At 63.8% G+C, this 19,459-nt stretch carries 19 protein-coding genes and 1 tRNA gene; 14 read left to right on the top strand and 6 right to left on the bottom strand.

Going from position 1 to position 19,459, the window contains the following annotated elements; all coding sequences use genetic code 11:
* Positions 1-34 precede the first annotated feature (34 nt).
* From ACT5M9_RS21100 to hypA, 13 genes are all read left to right on the top strand, one after another.
* A complete protein-coding gene (locus ACT5M9_RS21100; RefSeq protein ID WP_457979119.1) occupies positions 35-1,753 on the top strand; it encodes a hydrogenase large subunit in 1,719 nt (572 codons plus the stop codon).
* 9 nt (positions 1,754-1,762) lie between these two features.
* Positions 1,763-2,293: a formate hydrogenlyase complex iron-sulfur subunit gene (locus ACT5M9_RS21095; RefSeq protein ID WP_457979120.1), complete on the top strand. Its 531-nt coding sequence runs from the start codon at positions 1,763-1,765 to the stop codon at positions 2,291-2,293.
* Positions 2,293-3,108: an NADH-quinone oxidoreductase subunit B family protein gene (locus tag ACT5M9_RS21090; protein WP_457979122.1), complete on the top strand. Its 816-nt coding sequence runs from the start codon at positions 2,293-2,295 to the stop codon at positions 3,106-3,108. The genes ACT5M9_RS21095 and ACT5M9_RS21090 overlap by 1 nt, the downstream gene beginning before the upstream one ends.
* Positions 3,101-3,514, top strand: a complete 414-nt coding sequence (locus ACT5M9_RS21085) for a formate hydrogenlyase maturation HycH family protein (RefSeq protein WP_457979124.1) — start codon at positions 3,101-3,103, stop codon at positions 3,512-3,514. The genes ACT5M9_RS21090 and ACT5M9_RS21085 overlap by 8 nt, the downstream gene beginning before the upstream one ends.
* Complete coding sequence (gene hycI, locus ACT5M9_RS21080) at positions 3,514-4,005, top strand: hydrogenase maturation peptidase HycI (RefSeq protein WP_457979126.1); 492 nt, start codon at positions 3,514-3,516, stop codon at positions 4,003-4,005. The genes ACT5M9_RS21085 and hycI overlap by 1 nt, the downstream gene beginning before the upstream one ends.
* A gap of 202 nt (positions 4,006-4,207) precedes the next feature.
* Positions 4,208-4,299 (top strand) — tRNA-Sec (locus tag ACT5M9_RS21075).
* A gap of 199 nt (positions 4,300-4,498) precedes the next feature.
* The gene (gene selA, locus ACT5M9_RS21070) at positions 4,499-5,944 is read left to right on the top strand and encodes an L-seryl-tRNA(Sec) selenium transferase (RefSeq protein ID WP_457979128.1); all 1,446 of its coding nucleotides are present in this window, start codon (positions 4,499-4,501) and stop codon (positions 5,942-5,944) included.
* Positions 5,945-5,948: 4 nt separating this feature from the next.
* The gene (locus ACT5M9_RS21065) at positions 5,949-7,892 is read left to right on the top strand and encodes a SelB domain-containing protein (RefSeq protein ID WP_457979130.1); all 1,944 of its coding nucleotides are present in this window, start codon (positions 5,949-5,951) and stop codon (positions 7,890-7,892) included.
* A complete protein-coding gene (gene hypF / locus ACT5M9_RS21060; protein WP_457979132.1) occupies positions 7,889-10,303 on the top strand; it encodes a carbamoyltransferase HypF in 2,415 nt (804 codons plus the stop codon). The genes ACT5M9_RS21065 and hypF overlap by 4 nt, the downstream gene beginning before the upstream one ends.
* Before the next feature lies 1 nt (position 10,304).
* Entirely contained in the window at positions 10,305-10,556 is a 252-nt protein-coding gene (locus ACT5M9_RS21055) for a HypC/HybG/HupF family hydrogenase formation chaperone (protein WP_332501141.1), read from the top strand.
* Positions 10,550-11,668: a hydrogenase formation protein HypD gene (hypD, locus tag ACT5M9_RS21050; protein WP_457979134.1), complete on the top strand. Its 1,119-nt coding sequence runs from the start codon at positions 10,550-10,552 to the stop codon at positions 11,666-11,668. Before ACT5M9_RS21055 ends, hypD begins: the two co-directional genes overlap by 7 nt.
* On the top strand, positions 11,665-12,669 hold the full coding sequence (gene hypE / locus ACT5M9_RS21045; RefSeq protein ID WP_457979136.1) for a hydrogenase expression/formation protein HypE: 1,005 nt from the start codon (positions 11,665-11,667) through the stop codon (positions 12,667-12,669). Before hypD ends, hypE begins: the two co-directional genes overlap by 4 nt.
* A 32-nt stretch (positions 12,670-12,701) precedes the next feature.
* Complete coding sequence (hypA, locus tag ACT5M9_RS21040) at positions 12,702-13,043, top strand: hydrogenase maturation nickel metallochaperone HypA (protein WP_457979138.1); 342 nt, start codon at positions 12,702-12,704, stop codon at positions 13,041-13,043.
* On the opposite strand, the gene ACT5M9_RS21035 is transcribed toward hypA, so the two are convergent.
* Positions 13,021-13,386 carry a hypothetical protein gene (locus ACT5M9_RS21035; protein ID WP_520395681.1) on the bottom strand — a complete coding sequence of 122 codons (366 nt, stop codon included), beginning with the start codon at positions 13,384-13,386 and terminating at the stop codon, positions 13,021-13,023. The two genes, hypA and ACT5M9_RS21035, sit on opposite strands and share 23 nt — an antisense overlap.
* Here ACT5M9_RS21035 and hypB point away from each other — a divergent pair.
* Entirely contained in the window at positions 13,288-14,145 is an 858-nt protein-coding gene (gene hypB, locus ACT5M9_RS21030; RefSeq protein WP_457979141.1) for a hydrogenase nickel incorporation protein HypB, read from the top strand. The two genes, ACT5M9_RS21035 and hypB, sit on opposite strands and share 99 nt — an antisense overlap.
* Positions 14,146-14,265: 120 nt before the next feature.
* Here the strand turns inward: hypB and ACT5M9_RS21025 are convergent, their stop codons facing one another.
* From ACT5M9_RS21025 to ACT5M9_RS21005, 5 genes are all read right to left on the bottom strand, one after another.
* Complete coding sequence (locus ACT5M9_RS21025; RefSeq protein WP_457979142.1) at positions 14,266-14,904, bottom strand: ATP-binding cassette domain-containing protein; 639 nt, start codon at positions 14,902-14,904, stop codon at positions 14,266-14,268.
* A complete protein-coding gene (locus ACT5M9_RS21020) occupies positions 14,904-15,692 on the bottom strand; it encodes an ATP-binding cassette domain-containing protein (RefSeq protein ID WP_457979144.1) in 789 nt (262 codons plus the stop codon). Before ACT5M9_RS21020 ends, ACT5M9_RS21025 begins: the two co-directional genes overlap by 1 nt.
* A 273-nt stretch (positions 15,693-15,965) precedes the next feature.
* Positions 15,966-16,778 carry an ABC transporter permease gene (locus ACT5M9_RS21015; RefSeq protein WP_457979145.1) on the bottom strand — a complete coding sequence of 271 codons (813 nt, stop codon included), beginning with the start codon at positions 16,776-16,778 and terminating at the stop codon, positions 15,966-15,968.
* On the bottom strand, positions 16,768-17,778 hold the full coding sequence (locus tag ACT5M9_RS21010; RefSeq protein ID WP_457979146.1) for an ABC transporter permease: 1,011 nt from the start codon (positions 17,776-17,778) through the stop codon (positions 16,768-16,770). Before ACT5M9_RS21010 ends, ACT5M9_RS21015 begins: the two co-directional genes overlap by 11 nt.
* Positions 17,763-19,355, bottom strand: coding sequence for an ABC transporter substrate-binding protein (locus ACT5M9_RS21005; protein WP_457979148.1), 1,593 nt, complete (start codon positions 19,353-19,355; stop codon positions 17,763-17,765). Before ACT5M9_RS21005 ends, ACT5M9_RS21010 begins: the two co-directional genes overlap by 16 nt.
* Between the last annotated feature and the right edge of the window lie 104 nt (positions 19,356-19,459).

Here is a 19,459-nt window from a genome sequence, read left to right as displayed (position 1 = left end):
TCTTTCATTTTTCCGCTTTTAACGAGACCACAGCATGACCATCGCCATCTCAGATCGCATCGGCTGCGACTACATCCAGCAATTGCGACAGCAACTGCCCCACGCCATCACGGACGAGCAGTGGCAGACCGCCGATCAGGCTACCCTCACAGTCAAACCTACTGATCTGGTGGCCCTCACCAGCATCTTGTTCCACAAACTCGGCGGCTGGCTGTCGGTCTCCTTCGCCAATGATGAGCGCAGCCTCAATGGCCACTTCGCCGTCTACCACGTCTTCTCCATGGAGGCCGACACCAAGAGCTGGATCACGGTCAAGGTGCTGGTCAACGCAGTGGAGCAGGAGTACCCCTCCATCACCCCGACCATACCGGCGGCGGTCTGGGGGGAGCGGGAGATCCGCGACATGTACGGCCTGCGTGCGGTCGGCCTGCCGGACGAACGCCGGCTGGTGCTGCCGGACGACTGGCCGGAAGATATCCACCCCCTTCGCAAGGACGCCATGGATTATCGCCAGCGTCCCGCCCCCACCACAGAGACCGAAACCTACCCCTTCGTCAACGAGCTGGGGAGTGACGCCAATCGCATCGTGCCGGTGGGCCCGCTGCACATCACCTCGGACGAGCCGGGCCACTTCCGCCTGTTCGTGGACGGCGAGGACATCATAGATGCCGATTACCGCCTCTTCTATGTCCACCGCGGCATGGAGAAGCTGGCGGAGACCCGCATGGGTTACAACGAGGTGGCCTTTCTGACGGATCGGGTGTGCGGCATCTGCGGCTTCACCCACAGCGTCGCCTACACCACCTCGGTGGAGAACGCCATGGGCATTCAGGTGCCGGAGCGGGCCAAGATGATCCGCGCCGTGCTGCTGGAGGTCGAACGCCTGCACAGCCACATCCTCAACATCGGGCTGTCGAGCCACTTCACCGGTTTCGACACCGGCTTCATGCAGTTCTTCCGGGTGCGGGAGAAATCCATGACCCTGGCCGAGCTGCTCACCGGCGCCCGCAAGACCTATGGCCTCAACCTGATCGGTGGGGTACGCCGGGACATCTTCAAGGAAGATCGCATCAAGGGCGCCCAACTGGTACGAGAACTGCGCGATGAGCTCAAGCCCCTGGTGGCCATGCTGCTCGACACCGCCAACATCTCCTCCCGTCTGGTGGGGATTGGCAGGCTGGATCCACTGGTAGCGCGGGACTTCAGTTGCGTCGGCCCCATGGTGCGGGCGAGCGGTTTCAAGCGCGACGTGCGCCGGGTCCACGACTTTGCCGCCTATCGCGAGCTGCCCATGGAGATCCAGAGCCTCGCTGGTTGCGACGTGCAATCCCGGGTGCTGGTGCGCATCCACGAGCTCTACGACTCCCTCGACATGATTGAGTTTGGTCTGGGTAACCTGCCCGAAGGCCCGCTACTCACCGAAGGCTTCACCTACCAGCCGGGCAAGTTTGCGCTGGGCTTCACCGAGGCGCCCCGCGGCGAGAACGTGCACTGGAGCATGACCGGGGACAATCAGAAACTGTTTCGCTGGCGCTGCCGCGCCGCCACCTACGCGAACTGGCCCGCCCTGCGCTACATGCTCCGAGGCAATACGGTGGCGGATGCGCCGCTCATCATCGGCAGCCTGGATCCCTGCTACTCCTGCACCGACAGGGTCACCTTGGTCGACCCCAAGAAGGGCAAGTCCACCGTGGTCTCCTACAAGGAGATCGAGCGCTACGGCATCGACCGCAAGCACTCTCCGCTCAAATAAGGGGCCATCATGATCAAGCTGTTCAAGACCATCCTGAAAGCCGGCACGCCGGCGGCCAGGTACCCCTTCGCCCCCTTCGAGGTGAACCGGGATTTTCGTGGCAAGCCGGAATACCAGGCCAGCCAGTGCATCGCCTGCGCCGCCTGCACCAAGGCCTGCCCGGCCAACGCCCTCATCATGGAAGTTGACATGGAAAGTGGCGAGCGACGTTGGGAGCTCTCCATGGCGCGCTGCATCTTCTGCGGCCGCTGCGAGGAGGTATGCCCGACCCACGCCATTTCGCTCTCCCCGAATTTCGAACTGGCGGTGACCAACAAGGCCGATCTCTACGAGGAGGCCCGCTTCTCGCTAGCCCCCTGCGAGCTGTGCGGTACCTTCTTCGCCCCCGCCAGACTGGTGGCCCTGGTGGAAGATACTCTGGCGCAGGCGGCCAAGCCGCTGGCCCACCCACAGCGGTTGCACCACTGCCCCGACTGCAAACGCAAACAGAGCATGTTGAACCCACCCGTCCGGTCAACTGCCCAACAGGAGTGGATCTGATGAGCCAAATCAAAGGCATAGAGCCCATTATTGGCGATGCCCATAGCCGCGCCGTGCCGCTGGCGCAGGATCCCGAGCTCGCACGCCTCAAGAAGACACTGCTCAAAGACATTCGCCGCTCGGCCTATGTCTATCGTGTGGATTGCGGCGGCTGCAACGCCTGCGAAATCGAGATCTTCGCCACCATCACCCCTGTGTTCGACGCCGAGCGTTTCGGCATCAAGGTGGTCGCCTCCCCGCGTCACGCCGATATCCTGCTGTTCACCGGCGCCGTGACCCGGGCCATGCGGGTACCGGCCCTGCGCGCCTACGAGGCGGCTCCGGATCCCAAGATCTGCATCGCCTACGGCGCCTGCGGCTGCGACGGCGGCATCTTCCACGATCTCTACTGCGTTTGGGGCGGCACCGACAAAATAGTGCCGGTGGATGTCTATATCCCCGGCTGCCCCCCCACCCCGGCGGCCACCATCTACGGCTTCGCGGTGGCGCTCGGTCTGCTGGAGCAGAAACTGAAAGCCACCAGCCACGAGGTCGCGGCGGGTGAGCGGGTCGAGCTGCGCCACACCGGCATCCCGAACGAGATAAGGGTGATGATAGAGCGCGAGGCGCGCCGCATGGCGGGTTACCGTCAGGGGCGCATCATAGCCGACGAGTTTATGGCGCTGCTCGAGGGGGCGACCCAGCAGGACGTGGACTTGCGCATCCAGGGCTATCTGCAGCAGCACGACGATCCGCGCCTGTCAGAGATCGTCAACAACCTAGCCAGCGCCTGCCTCAACCGCGGCGCGGGCAAGAAAGAGGTCACCCATGGCTGACCAGGTCTTCTTCTATCGCCTCTCCCGCAAGTTTGTGGACGAGCAGTTCGACGTGCCCGAGGAGGCCAAAGAGGTGATGTACTACAGCCTCGCCATCGGCCACCACCTCGGTATCGTCGATTGCCTGAGCGCCGATCTGGTCTGCCCTCTGGCAGGCTATCGGGATTGGGTAGCCAAGCTGCCGGCAGGCAGCGAGGCACGGCGCAAGATGGAGGGTTTTCTCACTTTTGGGGAGATCACCGTCTATCGGGAACACTGCCACATGCTGGCCTGCGCCTTCGACCGGCTGCGCAAGGCCGAGGGGCTGCTCAGCGAGTCTGAGCTCGGCTGGACCGACCGCTTTATGGACCAGCTCACCGCCCTGTATAACGATCCCCATATGTACCTGATGATAAGGAGCCGCTGATGAGCCGCAATCTCGTGTTGACCGTGGGCAATGCCATGATGGGGGACGACGGCGCCGGCCCTTATCTGGCGGAAAAGTTGCAGGAAAGCCCCCAGCCCGGCTGGCTGCACATCGACGGCGGCATCGCGCCGGAGAATGTGGTGCACAAGGTGCGGGAGCTGCAACCGGATCGGGTGCTGCTGGTGGACGCCGCCGAAATCGGCGAGAAGGCGGGGACGCTCCAGCTGATCCCCCCCGAGACCATAGCCGAGATGTTTATCTTCTCGACCCACAACATGCCGCTGAATTTCCTCATCGATGAGCTGAAGACCTTCGTGCCCGAGGTGCTCTTCGTCGGGGTGCAGCCGGCCATAGTCGCGTTTTCCTTCCCCATGACAGAGATGGTGAGCGGTGCCATGGATTATCTGCACCAGCATCTGGACGCGGCCCAGGATACAGAACTGTTAATAGAGCGATTCGCCCAGTGGAATAATGCAAACAGCGCGAGATAAATATCCTGCGCACTATCAAAAACAATTCTCACTACATTCCAGCCAGGCCCGTTGTGACAATAAAAACTTCGGGCTAACTGCGCCGTTTTTGATATAAAACAACGCTTGTGGAGATACGTGGGAAAATGGCTGGATAACGGGTTTTTATGACTAAAAAAGCGTTGCCAGTCACAAAGAAGTGCCACAAAATGGCGGTCTTAGTGGAAGTTGATGGGGTCTGGTGGCCCTCCCGGTCTTCAAAACCGACGTGAGCCGAGAAGGCTTTGGCAGGTTCGATTCCTGCCTCTTCCGCCACTTTTTATATATTGGATGAATAGACACCATACCGCTTGCCAATATAATCCGATGAATGAACATCTCAACCCGAGTCAATTATCCAGACTGGATTAATTATTGATTTCCGGCAAGAAGAGTCACCTCGGAAATAACCGACTCATTCGGTCAAGTTATCGGTCAACCGGTGTGCCTCAGTCAGCACAATCCGGGTAACTCCATGCCGAACCAGTCTCACGCCTCAGCCACCGACGAGCAGCACCAGCAACCCAGCGCCCAGCCCAATTTTCGCCTGCCCCAGGTGGAGCAGCTGCTGCAGCAAGCCTTTCTCGCGCCCTATATCGCCGACTTGAGCCGCCCCCTGGTGACCCAGGCGGTGCGCGGCACCCTGAGCGAGCTGCGCCAGAGCGAAGGCTTTCGCACTACGGGCGTAGACTCGGCCAGCCTGGAGGCGCAGATAGTCGCCCGCTGCCAGCACCTGGTACGTCAGCGCCAGACCCGGATCATCAACGCCACCGGCACGCTCGTTCATACCAATTTGGGGCGCTCCCCCTTGAATGCCGAGCTGTGGGACGAGGTGCGGGAACTCAACACGGGTTACAACAACCTGGAGCTGGATCTCGCCACCGGCAAGCGAGGCGGCCGCAAGGGGCTGATCGCCCCCCTGCTCACCAGCCTGACCCAGGCCGAAGACTCCCTGGTCGTGAACAACAACGCCGCCTCCCTCTTCCTGCTGCTGCAGGAGGTTGCCAAGGGGCGCGAGGTGATCGTTTCCCGGGGCGAACAGATCCAGATCGGCGGCGGCTTTCGCATCCCGGACATTTTGGCGCTCTCCGGCGCCACCCTGGTGGAGGTCGGCACCACCAATATCACCACGGCCAAGGATTACCTCGATGCCATCACGGATCAGACCGCCCTGGTGCTGATGGTGCACAGATCGAACTTCGCCATTCGCGGCTTCACCGAGTCCCCCGACATCGGCGAGGTGGCCCGCGCCCTGCCGGATCACATCGTACTGGCGGTGGATCAGGGCTCCGGTCTCACCACAGAGACCTTCGCACCGGACGAGACCTCGGTGCGCCAGTACCTCAAGGCGGGGGCAGACCTGGTCTGCTACTCAGGCGACAAGCTGCTGGGGGGCCCCCAGTGCGGCATCATCGGCGGCCGCGCCGATCTCATCAAGCGGCTGGAAAAGCACCCCATGATGCGCACCTTCCGCCCGAGCCGCATCGTCTATTCCCTGCTGGAACGCCTGCTCGTCCACAAGCTCAACAAGTCCCCGGCAGGGGAAGGAATTGCCCAGCGCACCCTCTCGGATCCTGCCGCCATGCAAGAAAGAGCCGAGCGACTGATCAGCGCCCTGCCCGGCTGCTTCGTCCAGGTGCCCGCCCAGCTGGTGGTGGGGGGCGGCACCTTGCCGGATGAGTTCTACCCCGCCCCGGCGCTGGCCTGCCTTGACCCTCGCCCCGCCCAGCAGTTGCTCGACGCCCTGCGGGAATTGCCGGTGCCGGTGATAGCGACCGTACGCCAGCAGCAGGTGCTGCTCAATATGGCCTCCGTGCTGGAGGAGGATATGCAAACCCTCATCTTGCAGTTGAAAACACTGCTCGTCCCGGACCAGGCACAGGGGTCCGCAGCTCCCCACGGCCACCACAAGGATTGCTGAACCCATGACAGCCTCCTATCGCGCCGTCATCGGCCTCGCCGGCCACGTGGATCATGGCAAGACCCTGCTGATCCAGGCCCTCACCGGCATCATCACGGCCCGTGCCCACGAGCAGGCCATCGGCATGACACAGGATCTCGGCTTCGCCCACTTCGACGACGGTCAGGGCAATACCATAGGCGTCATCGACGTGCCCGGCCACGAGCGCTATGTACGCAACATGGTGGCCGGGCTCTGGAGCCTAGACCTGGTGCTCTTGGTCATCGCCGCCGACGAGGGCTGGATGCCCATGACCGGCGATCACCTGCGCCTGCTCAAGGCCATGGGGGTGCCGCGCCTCTTGGTCTGCATCAACAAGTGCGATCTGGTGAGCACTGATGAACTGGCGCAGTTGGAAGAAGCCTTGCTGGAGCAGGTGATGGACGAGAGCGGCATGGTGCCGGACATCGTCAGCGTCAGCGCCAAGAGCGGCGAGAACATAGACGGACTGCACGCCGCCATCGTCCACCAGCTGTCGGATGTGGCCGGCGAGCAGGCCGGCCGCGAGCGGCAGGCCCCCCGCCTCTATGTGGACAGGGTTTTCACCGCCAGCGGCACAGGTACCGTGCTCACAGGCACATTGCAGCAGGGGCTGCTACGGGTAGGAGACAAGCTGCGGCTCTACCCCGCCGGCCGTGAGGTGCAGATACGCTCCCTGCAGGCCTATCACCACAGCGTCGATGAGATAGGCTCCGTCTGCCGGGTGGCGGTGGGGCTTAAAAAGGTGCCCCACAAGGAGGTGGCTCGCGGTCATTGTCTCGCCAGCGCCGCGGGAGATTGTCAGGCGGTCAGCCACCTGATAGTGCGGTTGGATCCCGCCAGCCAGGAGTCGCCCAGCCAGTCCCTTCGCAACCAGGAAGTGGAGGTGGCGCTCGGCAGCTGGCACGGGCGGGCCCGCTTTGTACCTATCAAAGCGGTGCCGATTAAAGAGGCACCTACAAAAGAGATGCCCATCAAGGAGACTCGGCTGGCCAGATTGATCTTTGCCAGCCACGTGCCCTGCTTCTTCGGCCAGCCGCTGGCCATCATCCGCCACGGCAGCAGCGAGCTGCTGCACGGCGCCCGCATCCTCTGGTGCGGCGACATCCACCCCGCCAAACGCAAGGCGCTGCACGCCCTGCTGTGCGAGCTGCCCCGCGATCTCGCAGGCCTCAACTCCGCCACCCTGCAGTTGGGGCTCGATGGCTATGCCCCCGCCAGCCACTTTGCCGAGCCGCCGCCGGGCACGGTGCAAGATGGGGACTGGCTCCTGAACCTCGCTTGGCTCGCAGATAGCCGCGCCGCGCTGCTGACCGCGCTAACGCAGCAGCCGCTAAGCGCCGCCGAGCTGGCCACCAGGCTGCGCATCGCCTTGCCAGTCGTACAGCAGCTGTTGCAGAGGCTCAAGGAGGAGCAGCAGATCCGCCTGCACCACGACAAGTGGCAGCCGGGCAGTGGCGAGTCGGAAGATGAGCTGGGAGAAGAGGCGCGTCTGGTACTCAAACTAGTGCGAGATCAAGGCAAGGAGGGATATGAGCCCGGTAAACTGGGCCCCGGCGGCGTGGCCATAGACCCTGTGCTCCAGCTCACCTTGCCGCCAGGGTTGCGGCCAAAAGGGGCGCTGCAAAAGCAGCTGCGCAACCTGGCGAGGCTCAAGTACCTGGTACAGCTGGAAGGGCCCATCTACTACGATGCCGAACTCTATGACCATATGGTACAGGCCGTGCTGGCGGGCCAGCAGGTGGGGGATCTGATCGACATGAGTGCATTCAAAGAGATCACCGGTCTGTCGCGCAAATACGCGATTCCGTTTTGCCTTCGCATGGAGATGGACGGCTGGCTGCGGCGAGAAGAGAACGACAGACGGGTGCTGCGCCTGCCTCCCCCGCAGCTGGCAGACAAACAGTTCGCAGAGAGCGAGGCGGTATGACAGCACAAGCGGCCCCGATGACGCACTCATCCCCAACCAACTCCGAGCCTGCCTCGCTGCGCCGCGAGTTTCACCTCGACGGCATAGTGCAGGGGGTCGGCTTTCGCCCCTTCGTCTATGGGCTGGCGATCTCCCATCGCCTCACCGGCTATGTGCTCAACGATGCCAACGGCGTCACCATAGGGGTACAGGGCAGCGCGGCCCAGTTGGCAGACTTTGCCCGTGAGCTACGGGAGCTGGCGCCACCACTGAGTCGTGTCGACAGCTTTAGTGAATGGACGATCCCCCTGGATGACGACCCCGACTTCGATGGCACCTTCCATATCAGGGCAAGTCAGCAGCAGAGCGCGGCCACGGTCGCCATCTCGCCGGATCAGGGGATGTGCGAGGCCTGCGCCCGGGACATCGCCAACCCGGCGGATCGCCACCACAACTACCCCTTCACCAACTGCACCCACTGCGGCCCGCGCTACACCATCATCCGCCGCCTCCCCTACGACAGGCCCTACACCGCCATGGCGGATTTTGCCATGTGCCCGCGCTGTGCCAGTGCCTATGAGGATCCGCTGGACAGGCGTTACCACGCCCAGCCGGTGAGCTGCCCGGATTGTGGGCCTCAGCTGACCTGGCGTTCAGGCAATGGTGATGCCCTGGCCGAGCGAGAGGAAGCCCTACAGGCCGCCGCCCAAGCCCTGCAAAAAGGCGCGCTTATCGCGGTCAAAGGGATGGGGGGCTATCACCTGATGTGCGACGCCCGAAATGAACAGACTGTTGCCCGGCTGCGCAGCCTCAAGCGGCGGGTCCGCAAGCCGCTGGCGATCATGGTGGGGACACTCGAAGAGGCAAAGCTGCATGTGGCTGGCGGCGAGGCCGAATGGCAACTGCTTTGCTCCCAGCCCAGGCCAATCACCCTGCTTCGCAAGAAATCATCGGCCGAGCTGTCGGCCGAAACGGCGACCCTGGCCGAGGGTATAGCCCCCGGCATCCCCTATCTCGGCGTCATGCTGCCCTACACTCCCCTGCACCAGCTGCTGCTGGAGGCCTGCGCCATCCCCCTGGTGGCCACCAGCGCCAATGGCCGCGGCAGCCCCATCCTGATCCAGTGCGAAGAGATAATTAGCGAGCTGGGGGCAGAGATCGACGGCATCCTGGATCATAATCGCCCCATCTTGCACCCCTGCGACGACAGCCTAGTGCAGTGGGCGGGCGGAAGGCGCCAGACCCTGCGCCTCGCCCGCGGCTATGCCCCCTGCACTCCCAGCCTGAAGGAAGCGGCCGCGCAACCCGTGCTGGCGGTGGGGGCCCAGCAGAAGAACCAGCTGGCGCTGGCCTTCGGTCGCCAGCGCATCTACAGCCCCTATATCGGGGACCTGCACAGCCTGCCGATGCAGGGGCACTTCGAGCAGACGCTCGACACTTTCCGTAGCCTCTACGATCTCAAGCCCGAGACGCTGGTATCGGACCGCCACCCCGGCTATCTCAGCCATCGCTGGGCCAGGGACTATTGCGCGGCAGAGGGGGCGATCCACCTCGAGGTGCAGCACCACCACGCCCACCTGCTAGGGGTGATGGCCGAGCACGATATGACAGGCCCTGTGCTGGGTTTTGCCTTCGATGGCACCGGCCTTGGGGATGACGGCACCCTCTGGGGTGGCGAACTGCTGATCGCCAACGTACGGGGCTTCGAGCGAGTGGCGCACCTCAAGCCATTTCGGCTGATCGGGGGCGAGGCGGCCATCCGCGAGCCGGTGCGCCAGCTGCTGGGCCTGCTGTTTGAATCTCAGTCGCCCGATGAAATCAGCGCCCTCGATCTTCCCGTGATAAGCCAAATGCCCGCTGAGCGGCTCGCCAACCTGCATCAGCTGTGGCGCCTAGGTCGCAACGCCCCCTATACCAGCTCCATGGGTCGGCTGTTCGATGCCGTGGCCTCCCTCTTGGACCTTGTCGACGAGCCCGACTACGAGGGAGAAGCGGGGCTCTTGCTGGAGGCGGCGGCCCTGCGGCTCGCCCCGAATGCCGAGCCCTGGCCCCTGCATTTTGCAATCACCGAACAAACAGACGGCCCCTTGCTGATCGACTGGGCGCCACTCATCGAGGAACTGCTGGCACAGCACAACAAAGTACCGGTGGCAAACCTGGCCACCGGCTTTATCCACGCCATCTGTGAATTGATTGTCACCCTTGCCGAACGCTTTCCCACCTACCCGGTGGTACTGGGGGGCGGCGTCTTCCAAAACCGCGTGCTGATGGACCAGCTCATCCCCCGTCTCGAGAGTGCCGGGCGCGAAGTCTTGACCAGCGAGATCTTGCCGCTCAACGACGGCTGCATAGCCGCAGGCCAGCTCTGGTTTGCCATCCATCATCTTGCGGAGCCAGGGCCGGCCGCCCTGCCCGCCGTGTCGGAGTCCTGATATGTGCCTTTCAATACCTTCCCAGGTGGTGCAACTGCACCCCGAAGATAACTGCGTCACCGTAGACACCCTGGGGGTGCAGCGTCGTGTCAGCTGCATGCTGCTCGAAGAGCCGCTGGCGCTGGGGGACTATGTGCTGCTCCACATCGGTTTCGTGATGAGCAAGATTGACGAGGAAGAAGCCCAGGCAAGCCTGGAAAGCTTCCGCCAGATGGTGGCCCTGATGCCCAAGCAGGACATCTTGCCATGCTGAGCCTGAGCGATCTGTTCCAGGGCTTTCGTGAGCCTCAGGTGATCCGCGCCCTCGCCGCCCAAATTCACGCGCTGGCCGAGCAACTGCCCGAGCCCCTGCGGGTGATGGAGGTGTGCGGCGGCCATACCCACACCATCATGAAGTACGGCCTGCCCCAGCTGCTGCCGGACAGCATCGAGTTCGTTCACGGCCCCGGCTGCCCGGTCTGCGTGATGCCAAAAGAACGCATCGATCAGGCCATGGAGCTGGCCGCCAAGCCGAATGTCATCCTGGTGACCCTGGGTGACATGATACGGGTGCCGGGCTCCAAGGGTTCCTTGGCCCAGCAGCGCGCCAGGGGCAGCGACATTCGCCCCGTTTATGACCCCCTCGATGCGCTGCGCATCGCGAAGGAAAACCCGGACAAGACCGTGGTGTTCTTCGCCATCGGCTTCGAGACCTCCACCCCCATGACGGCGGCGCTGCTGGCGGCCGCCGACGCAGCAGGGGTGAGCAATTTACTGTTTCATATCAACCATGTATTGGTGCCCCCCGCCATTCACGCCGTGATGGCCGACGGGGTCGCCAAGGTGAACGCCTTTATCGGCCCCTCCCACGTCAGCGTCATAACCGGGGCTGACATCTATCTGCCGATCGTCGAGCACTACCGGGTGCCCGTGGTGGTGAGCGGCTTCGAGCCGGTGGACGTGATGGAGGCGCTGCTCATGATGGTGCGCCAGAAGGTGGAGGGGCGCTGCGCGCTGGAGGTGCAATACAGCCGTGCCGTGACCGCCAGCGGCAACCGCGCCGCCCAGCGTCTGGTGGACCGGTATTTCGAGACTCGCGAGCACTTTCGCTGGCGCGGCCTCGGCGATATCAACGCCTCCGCCCTGCGCCTGCGGGATGACTTTGCCGCGCGGGATGCGGAGCGCCATTTTTCGCTCAACCAGAGCCCCATCGACGATCACAAGGCCTGTCAGTGCGCCGACATTTTGCGCGGGCTCGCCAAGCCAAACCAGTGCAAGGTCTTTGGCCGGGGCTGCACCCCGACCCAGCCCATGGGCAGCTGCATGGTGAGCTCCGAGGGGGCCTGCAACGCCTACTACCGCTATATGGGGATCCAGGAGCAATGAGAGAAATTCAACTGAGTCACGGCGGCGGCGGTGTCGAGATGAACCAGCTGATCAACCAGCTGTTCTTCCACCATTTTGGCAACGAGATCCTGCTGCGCGGTGAAGACGCCGCCCTGCTGCCGATCAGCGGCCCCATCGCCTTCACCACCGACAGCTTCACCGTCTCGCCGCTCTTCTTCGCCGGTGGCGATATCGGCAAACTCGCCATCGCCGGCACCGTCAACGATCTCGCCATGATGGGGGCAAGGCCCGAGTATCTGAGCTGCAGCTTTATCATCGAGGAGGGTTTCCCCTACGCCGATCTCGTCCGCATCGTCGAGTCCATGGCCGCTGAATTGACCAAGAGCGGCGCCCGCATCGTCTGCGGCGACACCAAGGTGGTACCGAGGGGCGCGGCAGACAAGATCTTCATCAACACCAGCGGGGTCGGCAGCTTCCCCCGCCCCGAGCAGAGCCGGGGCATCTCGGTGCGAAACCTCGAGGCCGGCGACGCTATCCTGGTGTCGCGGGATATCGGCAGTCACGGCGCCTGCATCCTGATGGCACGAGACGCCCTGCAGCTCGGCTCGGACCTCAAAAGCGACTGCACCACCCTCTGGCCCCAGGTGGAGGCCCTGCTCGAGGCGAACGTTCACCCCCACGCCCTGCGCGATGCCACCCGGGGCGGGCTCGCCGCCGTGCTCAACGAATGGAGCACGGCCTCCGGCGTTGCCATCGAGCTGGAGGAGTCCGCCATCCCGGTGTGTGACCCGGTGCGCGGCCTGTGCGAGCTCTACGGCTTCGAACCTTATGATCTCGCCAACGAAGGCACCATGGTGCTGGCCCTGCCCGCGAAACAAGCCGAAGCGGCGCTGGCGTTGCTGCAAACATTCAACCCGACCGCCTGCCAGATCGGGGTGGTCAAGGAGAGCGCCCAACACAAGGTGGTCCTCAACAACCTCTGGGGCAGCCGCCGCTATCTGGAGCTGCCCCAGGGTGAGCTGCTGCCCCGGATCTGCTGAGCCATGACCCATCACATCAAGGAGTGCTGAACATGCATGAAATGTCTCTGGCCATGGCGGCCATCGATCTGGCCGCCGAGCAGGCCAGCCAGCGCGGCTTTAGCAAGGTCACCGCCATCTGGTTGGAGGTCGGCAGCTTCTCCTGCGTCGACCCGGACACCATAGCGTTCTGTTTCGAGGCCGCCGCCAAGGGCACGGCCGTCGAGGGCGCGAGCCTGCATTTTCAGCACCAGATCGCCGAGGGCTGGTGTTACGACTGCAGCAAGACGGTGGCCCTCGCCGAGCGCGGCCAGGCCTGCCCGGAGTGTGGCGGATACAAATTACGAGTCGCGCAGGGGGATAGCCTGCGCATCACCGACATCGAGGTAAGTTGATATGTGTAGCGTATGCGGATGCGGCCAGGCGCGCGTTGCCGGCCAGGACCATCACCATGATCACCATCACGATCATCTTCATGAACATGGGCATGATCATCATCATGAGCATGAACACGGCCACCATCATGGTCATCATCACTCCCATGGTCCTGCACAGGAGCAGGACGCGCCCAGGACGGTGATCATCCATCATCACCATCACTACCACCATCAGGGGGATGTGCATCACCACTACCACGGCATGATCCCTCAGGCCCAGGCCGCTCAGCCAGATACCCAGAATCATGGTCATTCCCACGGCCACGAACATGGCTACCAGCATGACCATCAGCACGAGCATCATCACGCCACCGACCATGGCCACCATCATGCCCATTCCCATGACCACAGCCATGAGCATGGTGACCTGCACTACGGCAAGGGGGAAGCCGGGTTGTCGGTGCCGGGCCTGGGTCAGCGCCAGCTGATCGCCATCGAGATGGACGTGCTGGCCAAGAACAATGCGCTGGCCGTCCACAACCGCGATCACTTCGAGGCCACCTGCCAGCTGGTGCTGAACCTGGTGTCGAGCCCGGGCTCAGGCAAGACCACCCTGCTGTGCGAGACCCTGCGCCGACTCGAAGGCCAGCGTCCCTGCGCCGTCATCGAGGGGGATCAGCAGACAAGCAGCGATGCGGATCGCATCCGTGCCACCGGAGTGCCCGCCATCCAGATCAACACCGGCAAGGGCTGCCACCTGGATGCTAAGATGGTGCACGACGCCTACCACCAGTTGCCCGTGCAGGAAGGGGGCATCCTCTTTATCGAGAACGTGGGCAACCTGGTCTGCCCCGCCAGCTTCGATCTCGGCGAGAAGTACAAGGTCGCTATCCTCTCGGTCACCGAGGGGGAGGAGAAACCCCTGAAATACCCGGACATGTTCGCCGCCGCCCAGTTGATGATCATCAACAAGACGGACCTGCTGCCCCATGTACGCTTCGACGTCGAGCGCTGCATCGAGAACGCCAAACGGGTGAACCCCTATATCCAGGTGATCCAGGTCAGCGCCACCACGGGGGAAGGGATGGACGCCTGGCTGAACTGGCTGGCGAGCGCCTGAGAAAGGTGTCGCACCAAGATCCCGGCAGGCTGCGCTAGAGATAGCCCTCCACTGGGCTGGATAACAAGAGAGGGAGGCACTAGCCTCCCTCTCTTTTTTAACTACAACAGCATGAAATGCTCAAGCAGCATCGTTTGACAGCATGTCAGGCATATTCTCTCCCCTCTCACCGAAATGGATCACGTGGTGACACACCTGATGCAGCAGCGCCTGCTGGTGGCTGAATACCAGCATGCCGAGACCCCGGTGCTCGCACTCCACCATCAGCTCTTGCCAGAGCTGGCGCTGGATGCGGGGATCGAGCTGGGCGGTCACTTCGTCGGCAATAAGGAGCCGGGTTCTGGGATCCAGCGCCCGCAGCAGAGCGATGCGGGCCAGTTCGCCGCCGGAGAGCTGGCCCGGCTTGCGGCTGAGCCATTCCGGGTTCACCAGAAAGCGTGCCAGCATGGCCTCGTCCGGGCGCCAGACATCCCAGAGCGCCTGACCGGTGCTGCGGCGTGGGTTGAAGCAGAGCTCAGGGTGCTGGGGGATCAGCTGCACCGGGTTGTAGCCAGAGGTTGGCAGAGGCTTATCATCCAGCAGCACCTTGCCGCCATCAGGCAATGGCCGCCAGCCTGCCAGCACCCACCCCAGAGTTGTCTTGCCATAACCGCTCGGCGCCGAGAGGCCGAGCCGCTCACCCGCCTTGATCTTCAGGTTCAACCCCTGCCAGAGGGGCTGCGCCCCCTGATGGATAGCCAGATCCTGAACCTCGAACATCAGCACATCTCCGGGTTGGCAAATAACGAATGAAACTCCGGCAGGGCTTGCCAGTGGGCTCTCAGGGTCTCGCTGCCCTGCCCCGCCCTCAGCTGCTGGCAGCTCAGACTGTCGCTCACCTGCCCCTGATGGAGCGCGACGATGCGATCGGCAAAGCGGGCCGCCAGCGCGAGATCATGGGTGACCCAGAGGATGCCGCTGCCCTCGCTCGCCAATTCCCGCAGCTGGGCCAACAACTCGCAGGCCAGGCCTTCATCGAGCCAGGCGGTGATCTCGTCCGCCAGGATGAAGCGCGCCCCGCTGAGCGCCGCGGCGCAGGCCAGGATGCGTTTCGCCATGCCGCCGGAGAGCTGGCGCGGGTAGTGAGTGAGAGTCTGCACCGGCAGCTGGTATCTCAGCAATTGCCGGCTGAGCTGCTCGCGGGAGCCGCTCTGGCCGCAGAGCCGGGCGGCGCGGCCGAGCTGACGCTCCACCGTCAACAAGGGGTTGAGGGCGCTCACCCCTTGCGGTACATGGCAGAGGGTATGGCCACGCAGCCGGGCCCGCCCCTCGTCACAAAGCGGCGCGCCGTCGAGGCTGATGGTGCCGCCCATGCGCAGGTTGTCTGGCAACAGGCTAAGGGCGCTTTGCAGCAGCAGGCTCTTGCCCTCGCCGCTCCCTCCCACCAGCGCCACTATCTCGCCGGGGGCCAGTTGCAGATCTATGTCGCGAAGCAGGGGCTGCCAGCGACGGCGGCCCAGCCAGTTGTAGCGGGCGGCCTCTATGGTGACCTTATCGAAGATCAGCATGGCGCCCCTCCAAACCAGAGCCGTTGCAGGGCGCGCGAGTAACCTGATCGAACAGCAGCACCAGCGACAACATCATGAAACTGAGGAAGAGCGCCAGCCAGACTGTGCTGACGCCAGGTGGCGGTTTCAAATATCAACATGGTTCACCCCCAAACCAGAGCTGTTGCAGGGCGCGCGAGTAACCTGATCGAACAACAGCACCAGCGCCAACATCATGAAACTGAGGAAGAGCGCCAGCCAGACTGTGCTGACGCCAGGTGGCGGTTTCAAATATCAGCATGGTTCACCCCCAAACCAGAGCCGTTGCAGGGCGCGGGCGGCCTGATCAAACAGCAATACCAGCAACAGCAGCATCAGACCGGGGAAGAGGGCCAGCCACCAGCCGCCCCCCGCCAGATAGCGCAGGGCATCGGCCAGCAAGAGTCCCAGCGACGCTTCGTGGGCCGCGAGGCCAAAGCCCAGAAAACTTAACGCGGCGCTGTGCAGCACCGCATGGGGAAACATCAAGAGCGTGCCGATAAACCACTGGGGCAAGAGCCCGGGCAGCAGATGGATGCGCCAGCGCCCTAGCCCCCCCATCCCCTGACAGCGGGCCAGCACCACGTAGTCGCTGCTGGCGATGCGTCTGGCCTCGGCGCGCAGGATCAGCGCGAGTTTCGGCCAGTGGGTGAGCGCCACCGCCAGGATCACCCCGTGCAGGCCCCCGCCCACGGTGAAGCAGATGAGGATCAGCAGCAGCATGTGGGGCAGCGCCAGCATGGCGTCGATGACCAGACGCACGGCGGCATCACATCTGGGATGCACCAGACAGAGGCTGGCGGCCAGCATGGCCAGCAGGCCGCTGCACAGGGCCGTGCTGATGCCGAGCTCCAGACTGGTGAGAGTGCCCTGGAAGGCGCGTTGCCAGAGATCCCGCCCCATCTGATCGGTACCAAACCAGTGGGCCATCGACGGCCCCTGCTGGCGAGCCAGCAAGTCCATGGGCACCTCCTGCCCCGCCAGGTGCCAGCCATAACCGGCAAGGAGCAGCAGGCAACTCAGGGCGAAGGCAAGGCGCAGCAGGGAGGGCAGCGGATTAAACAACATGGTGCTCTCCCCAGCCTCGGTTGATGCGAGCGAGCAGCAGACGCGCCACCGTGTTGCCAAGAAACACCAACAGGGTGCAAAACAGCACGATTCCCATCAGCAGGGGGATGTCTCCGCGCAGCCCCGCATCCACGGTCGCCTGACCGAGTCCCGGGTAGGAGAACACCTTCTCCGCCAGAAGCGACCCGCCGATCAACTCGCCAAGGGAGGCAAACTGCAGACAGAGGGCCGGGGTCAGGGCGTGGCGCAGCACGTGAAAGCGCAACATGGGCCAGCCGCCGTCGCCCTGGGCGCGGGCGTAGCGAATAAAATCGCTTGCCAGCACCTCGGCCACCCGCGCCCGGGTGTGCAGGGCTATGTTGCCAAGCCCCAGCAGGGCCAGGGTTGTGACCGGCAGCAGCAGATGGCGCGCCCGCATGGCCCAGTCCACCTGGTCGGCTCCCAGGCCCGGCTCCCAGGCGCAACAGACCGGCAACAAGGGCCAGTGCACCGCAAACAGGGCCAGCAACAAGAGGCCTACCCAGAAGGTGGGCAGGGAGGCGAGCAGGTACGCGAGGCGGCAGATGAGCCGGTCCGGCCAGCGGTTGAGATAGCGGCCGGCGCAGAGCCCCAGCAAGACACCTAGGATGCCGGAGAGCAGCCAGGCCCCCGCCAGCAGCGCAAAGGAGGCCGCAAAGCGCTGCCCTATCACCTGGGCTACGGGGGCGTTGTAGAGCATGGAGTAGCCGAGATCCCCCTGCAGCACCCGCCCGAACCAGTGCCAGTAACGCAGCCACAGGGGCTGATCCAGCCCCCAGCGGGCGGCAATCCTGGCGTACTGCGCGGGGGGCACGTGCAGCAGATCGTTGCCGATATAGGCCTTGATGGGATCTATGGGGGAGTGACTCAGCAGCACGAAGGTGGCGAGCGACACCAGTACCAGCAGCCCGGCCAGTCGCAGCAGGGTCTTGCCCGTCCTCTTGGCAAGCATCCAGCGGTTGGTGCTTAACGGCACGTCCACCGCCATTCCTGCAGGTTGTTCAGCAGGGACCAGCTACCGTGGATCTCGGGCGCCCCCTTGCCAAGATCGACGCAGGCATTGGCTAGATAGGTGTGCTGCACATTGAGCAGCCAGGCCCAGGCGGCATCCCCCTGTACCCCGGCCCCGGTTTTGCCGTCCCACTCCACCTGTTGCCAGAAGGGCACGGCCGCTTGCCAGTTCGGGGCATCCAGCGCCTGCTTGAGGTGGGCATCCACGGCGGCATTGCGGTAGTAACCCGGGTTGTAGAACTCCACCCCGGCGGCGCCGCTCTGGTAGTGGTGATAGAGCTCCATGGGATCCAGACTCCCCCACCCCATCATCACAGGGTTGGCATGCATGGCCCGCTCCACATGCTCCCAACTGCCGGATTTGAGGCTCACGTCCAGGCCAAGGGGTTTGAGCATGGCGCGCACCGCTTCGGCCAGATCCCGCCGGGTGCTGTCCCCGCTGGTGTACCAGAGGGTGAAGGCGGCGCGCAGATCGCCCTTGTGGCGCACCCCGTCGCTGCCCCTCTTCCAGCCCGCCTCATCGAGCAAGGCATTGGCATGGGCCAGATCCCCGTCCTTGAAGGCGATATCCTCGCCCTGCCACGGCAGCCCCTGCACCGCGCTGTAGGCGGGGATGGCATGGCCTTCGAGCAGTTGATCCGCCAACAGCTTGCGGTCGATGGCGTAGTTGACGGCCCGGCGCACCGCCACATCCGAGGTGACGTCGTTGCCGATGGGGTTGCCCTTCGCATCATCTTTGCCTGCCGTGGGGATCGGGAAAACGATGCCCCGGTTCTCCACGCTCGGGCGTACCCAGAGTTTCACCGACGCAGGCACGGTAGGCGCCAGGGAGGGAGGAATGCGCACCACGTCGAGCTGGCCGCTTTGGGCGGCGGCATAGGCGCTCTCCTCGTCGATAAAGACGAACACCAGCCGCTTGAAGTCGTTGCTGCCACCGGCGTAATAGGGGTTGGCCTCCACCACCAGCTGTTGCCCCGGCAGGTAGCTCACCAGTCGATAGGGACCGGCGCCTATGGGCTGCTGGGCATAGCGCTTGGGATCGTAATCCCGCGCCGAGACTATCCCCAAGGAGCCCAGCACATTGACGAAGGTGCTCTGGGGGGCGCTTAAGGTGATGGCCACCTTAGTGGGCGAGACCACCTTGGCAGAGACAAAGTTGCCCATGTCGATCTTGCCCCCCTCCTTGGCCGCGCGGTTGTAGGTGAAGGCCACGTCTTCTGCGGTGAGCGGCGCGCCGTTGGAGAACTTCAGGTCTGGCTTGAGGGTGATGAGCCAGCCCTTGCCATCCTTGCTCGGCACCACGGACTCGGCCAGCAGGTTCTGCCAGCTGAGATCGGCACCCTCGCCAGCAATCTGCTTGAGCAGCGGGCTGTGCAGCAGCAGGTAACTGCCATGGCTCCAGCCGAGCAGGGGGTCAAACCCTTCGGTGGGTTCGGCTCCGATGGCGAGCTTGAGCTCGGTGGGGACGGGCTGGGCCGAGGCGCTCTGCACGCCAGCGCCCAGCGACAGGGCCAGCCACACGGCAGTCCCCAGGGGTCGGATCATCATCTTGCCTATCCTTTTGCGTCTCTCACCCCTTGGCAAGAAACGCCGCCTGATTAAACCAAACAAGGGGCCGATAGGCCCCATTCCTGATATGACGGTACCGGCGG

Source organism: Aeromonas sp. AE23HZ002T15 (genome assembly GCF_054165525.2).
This window is presented reverse-complemented; position numbering and strand designations above follow the sequence as displayed.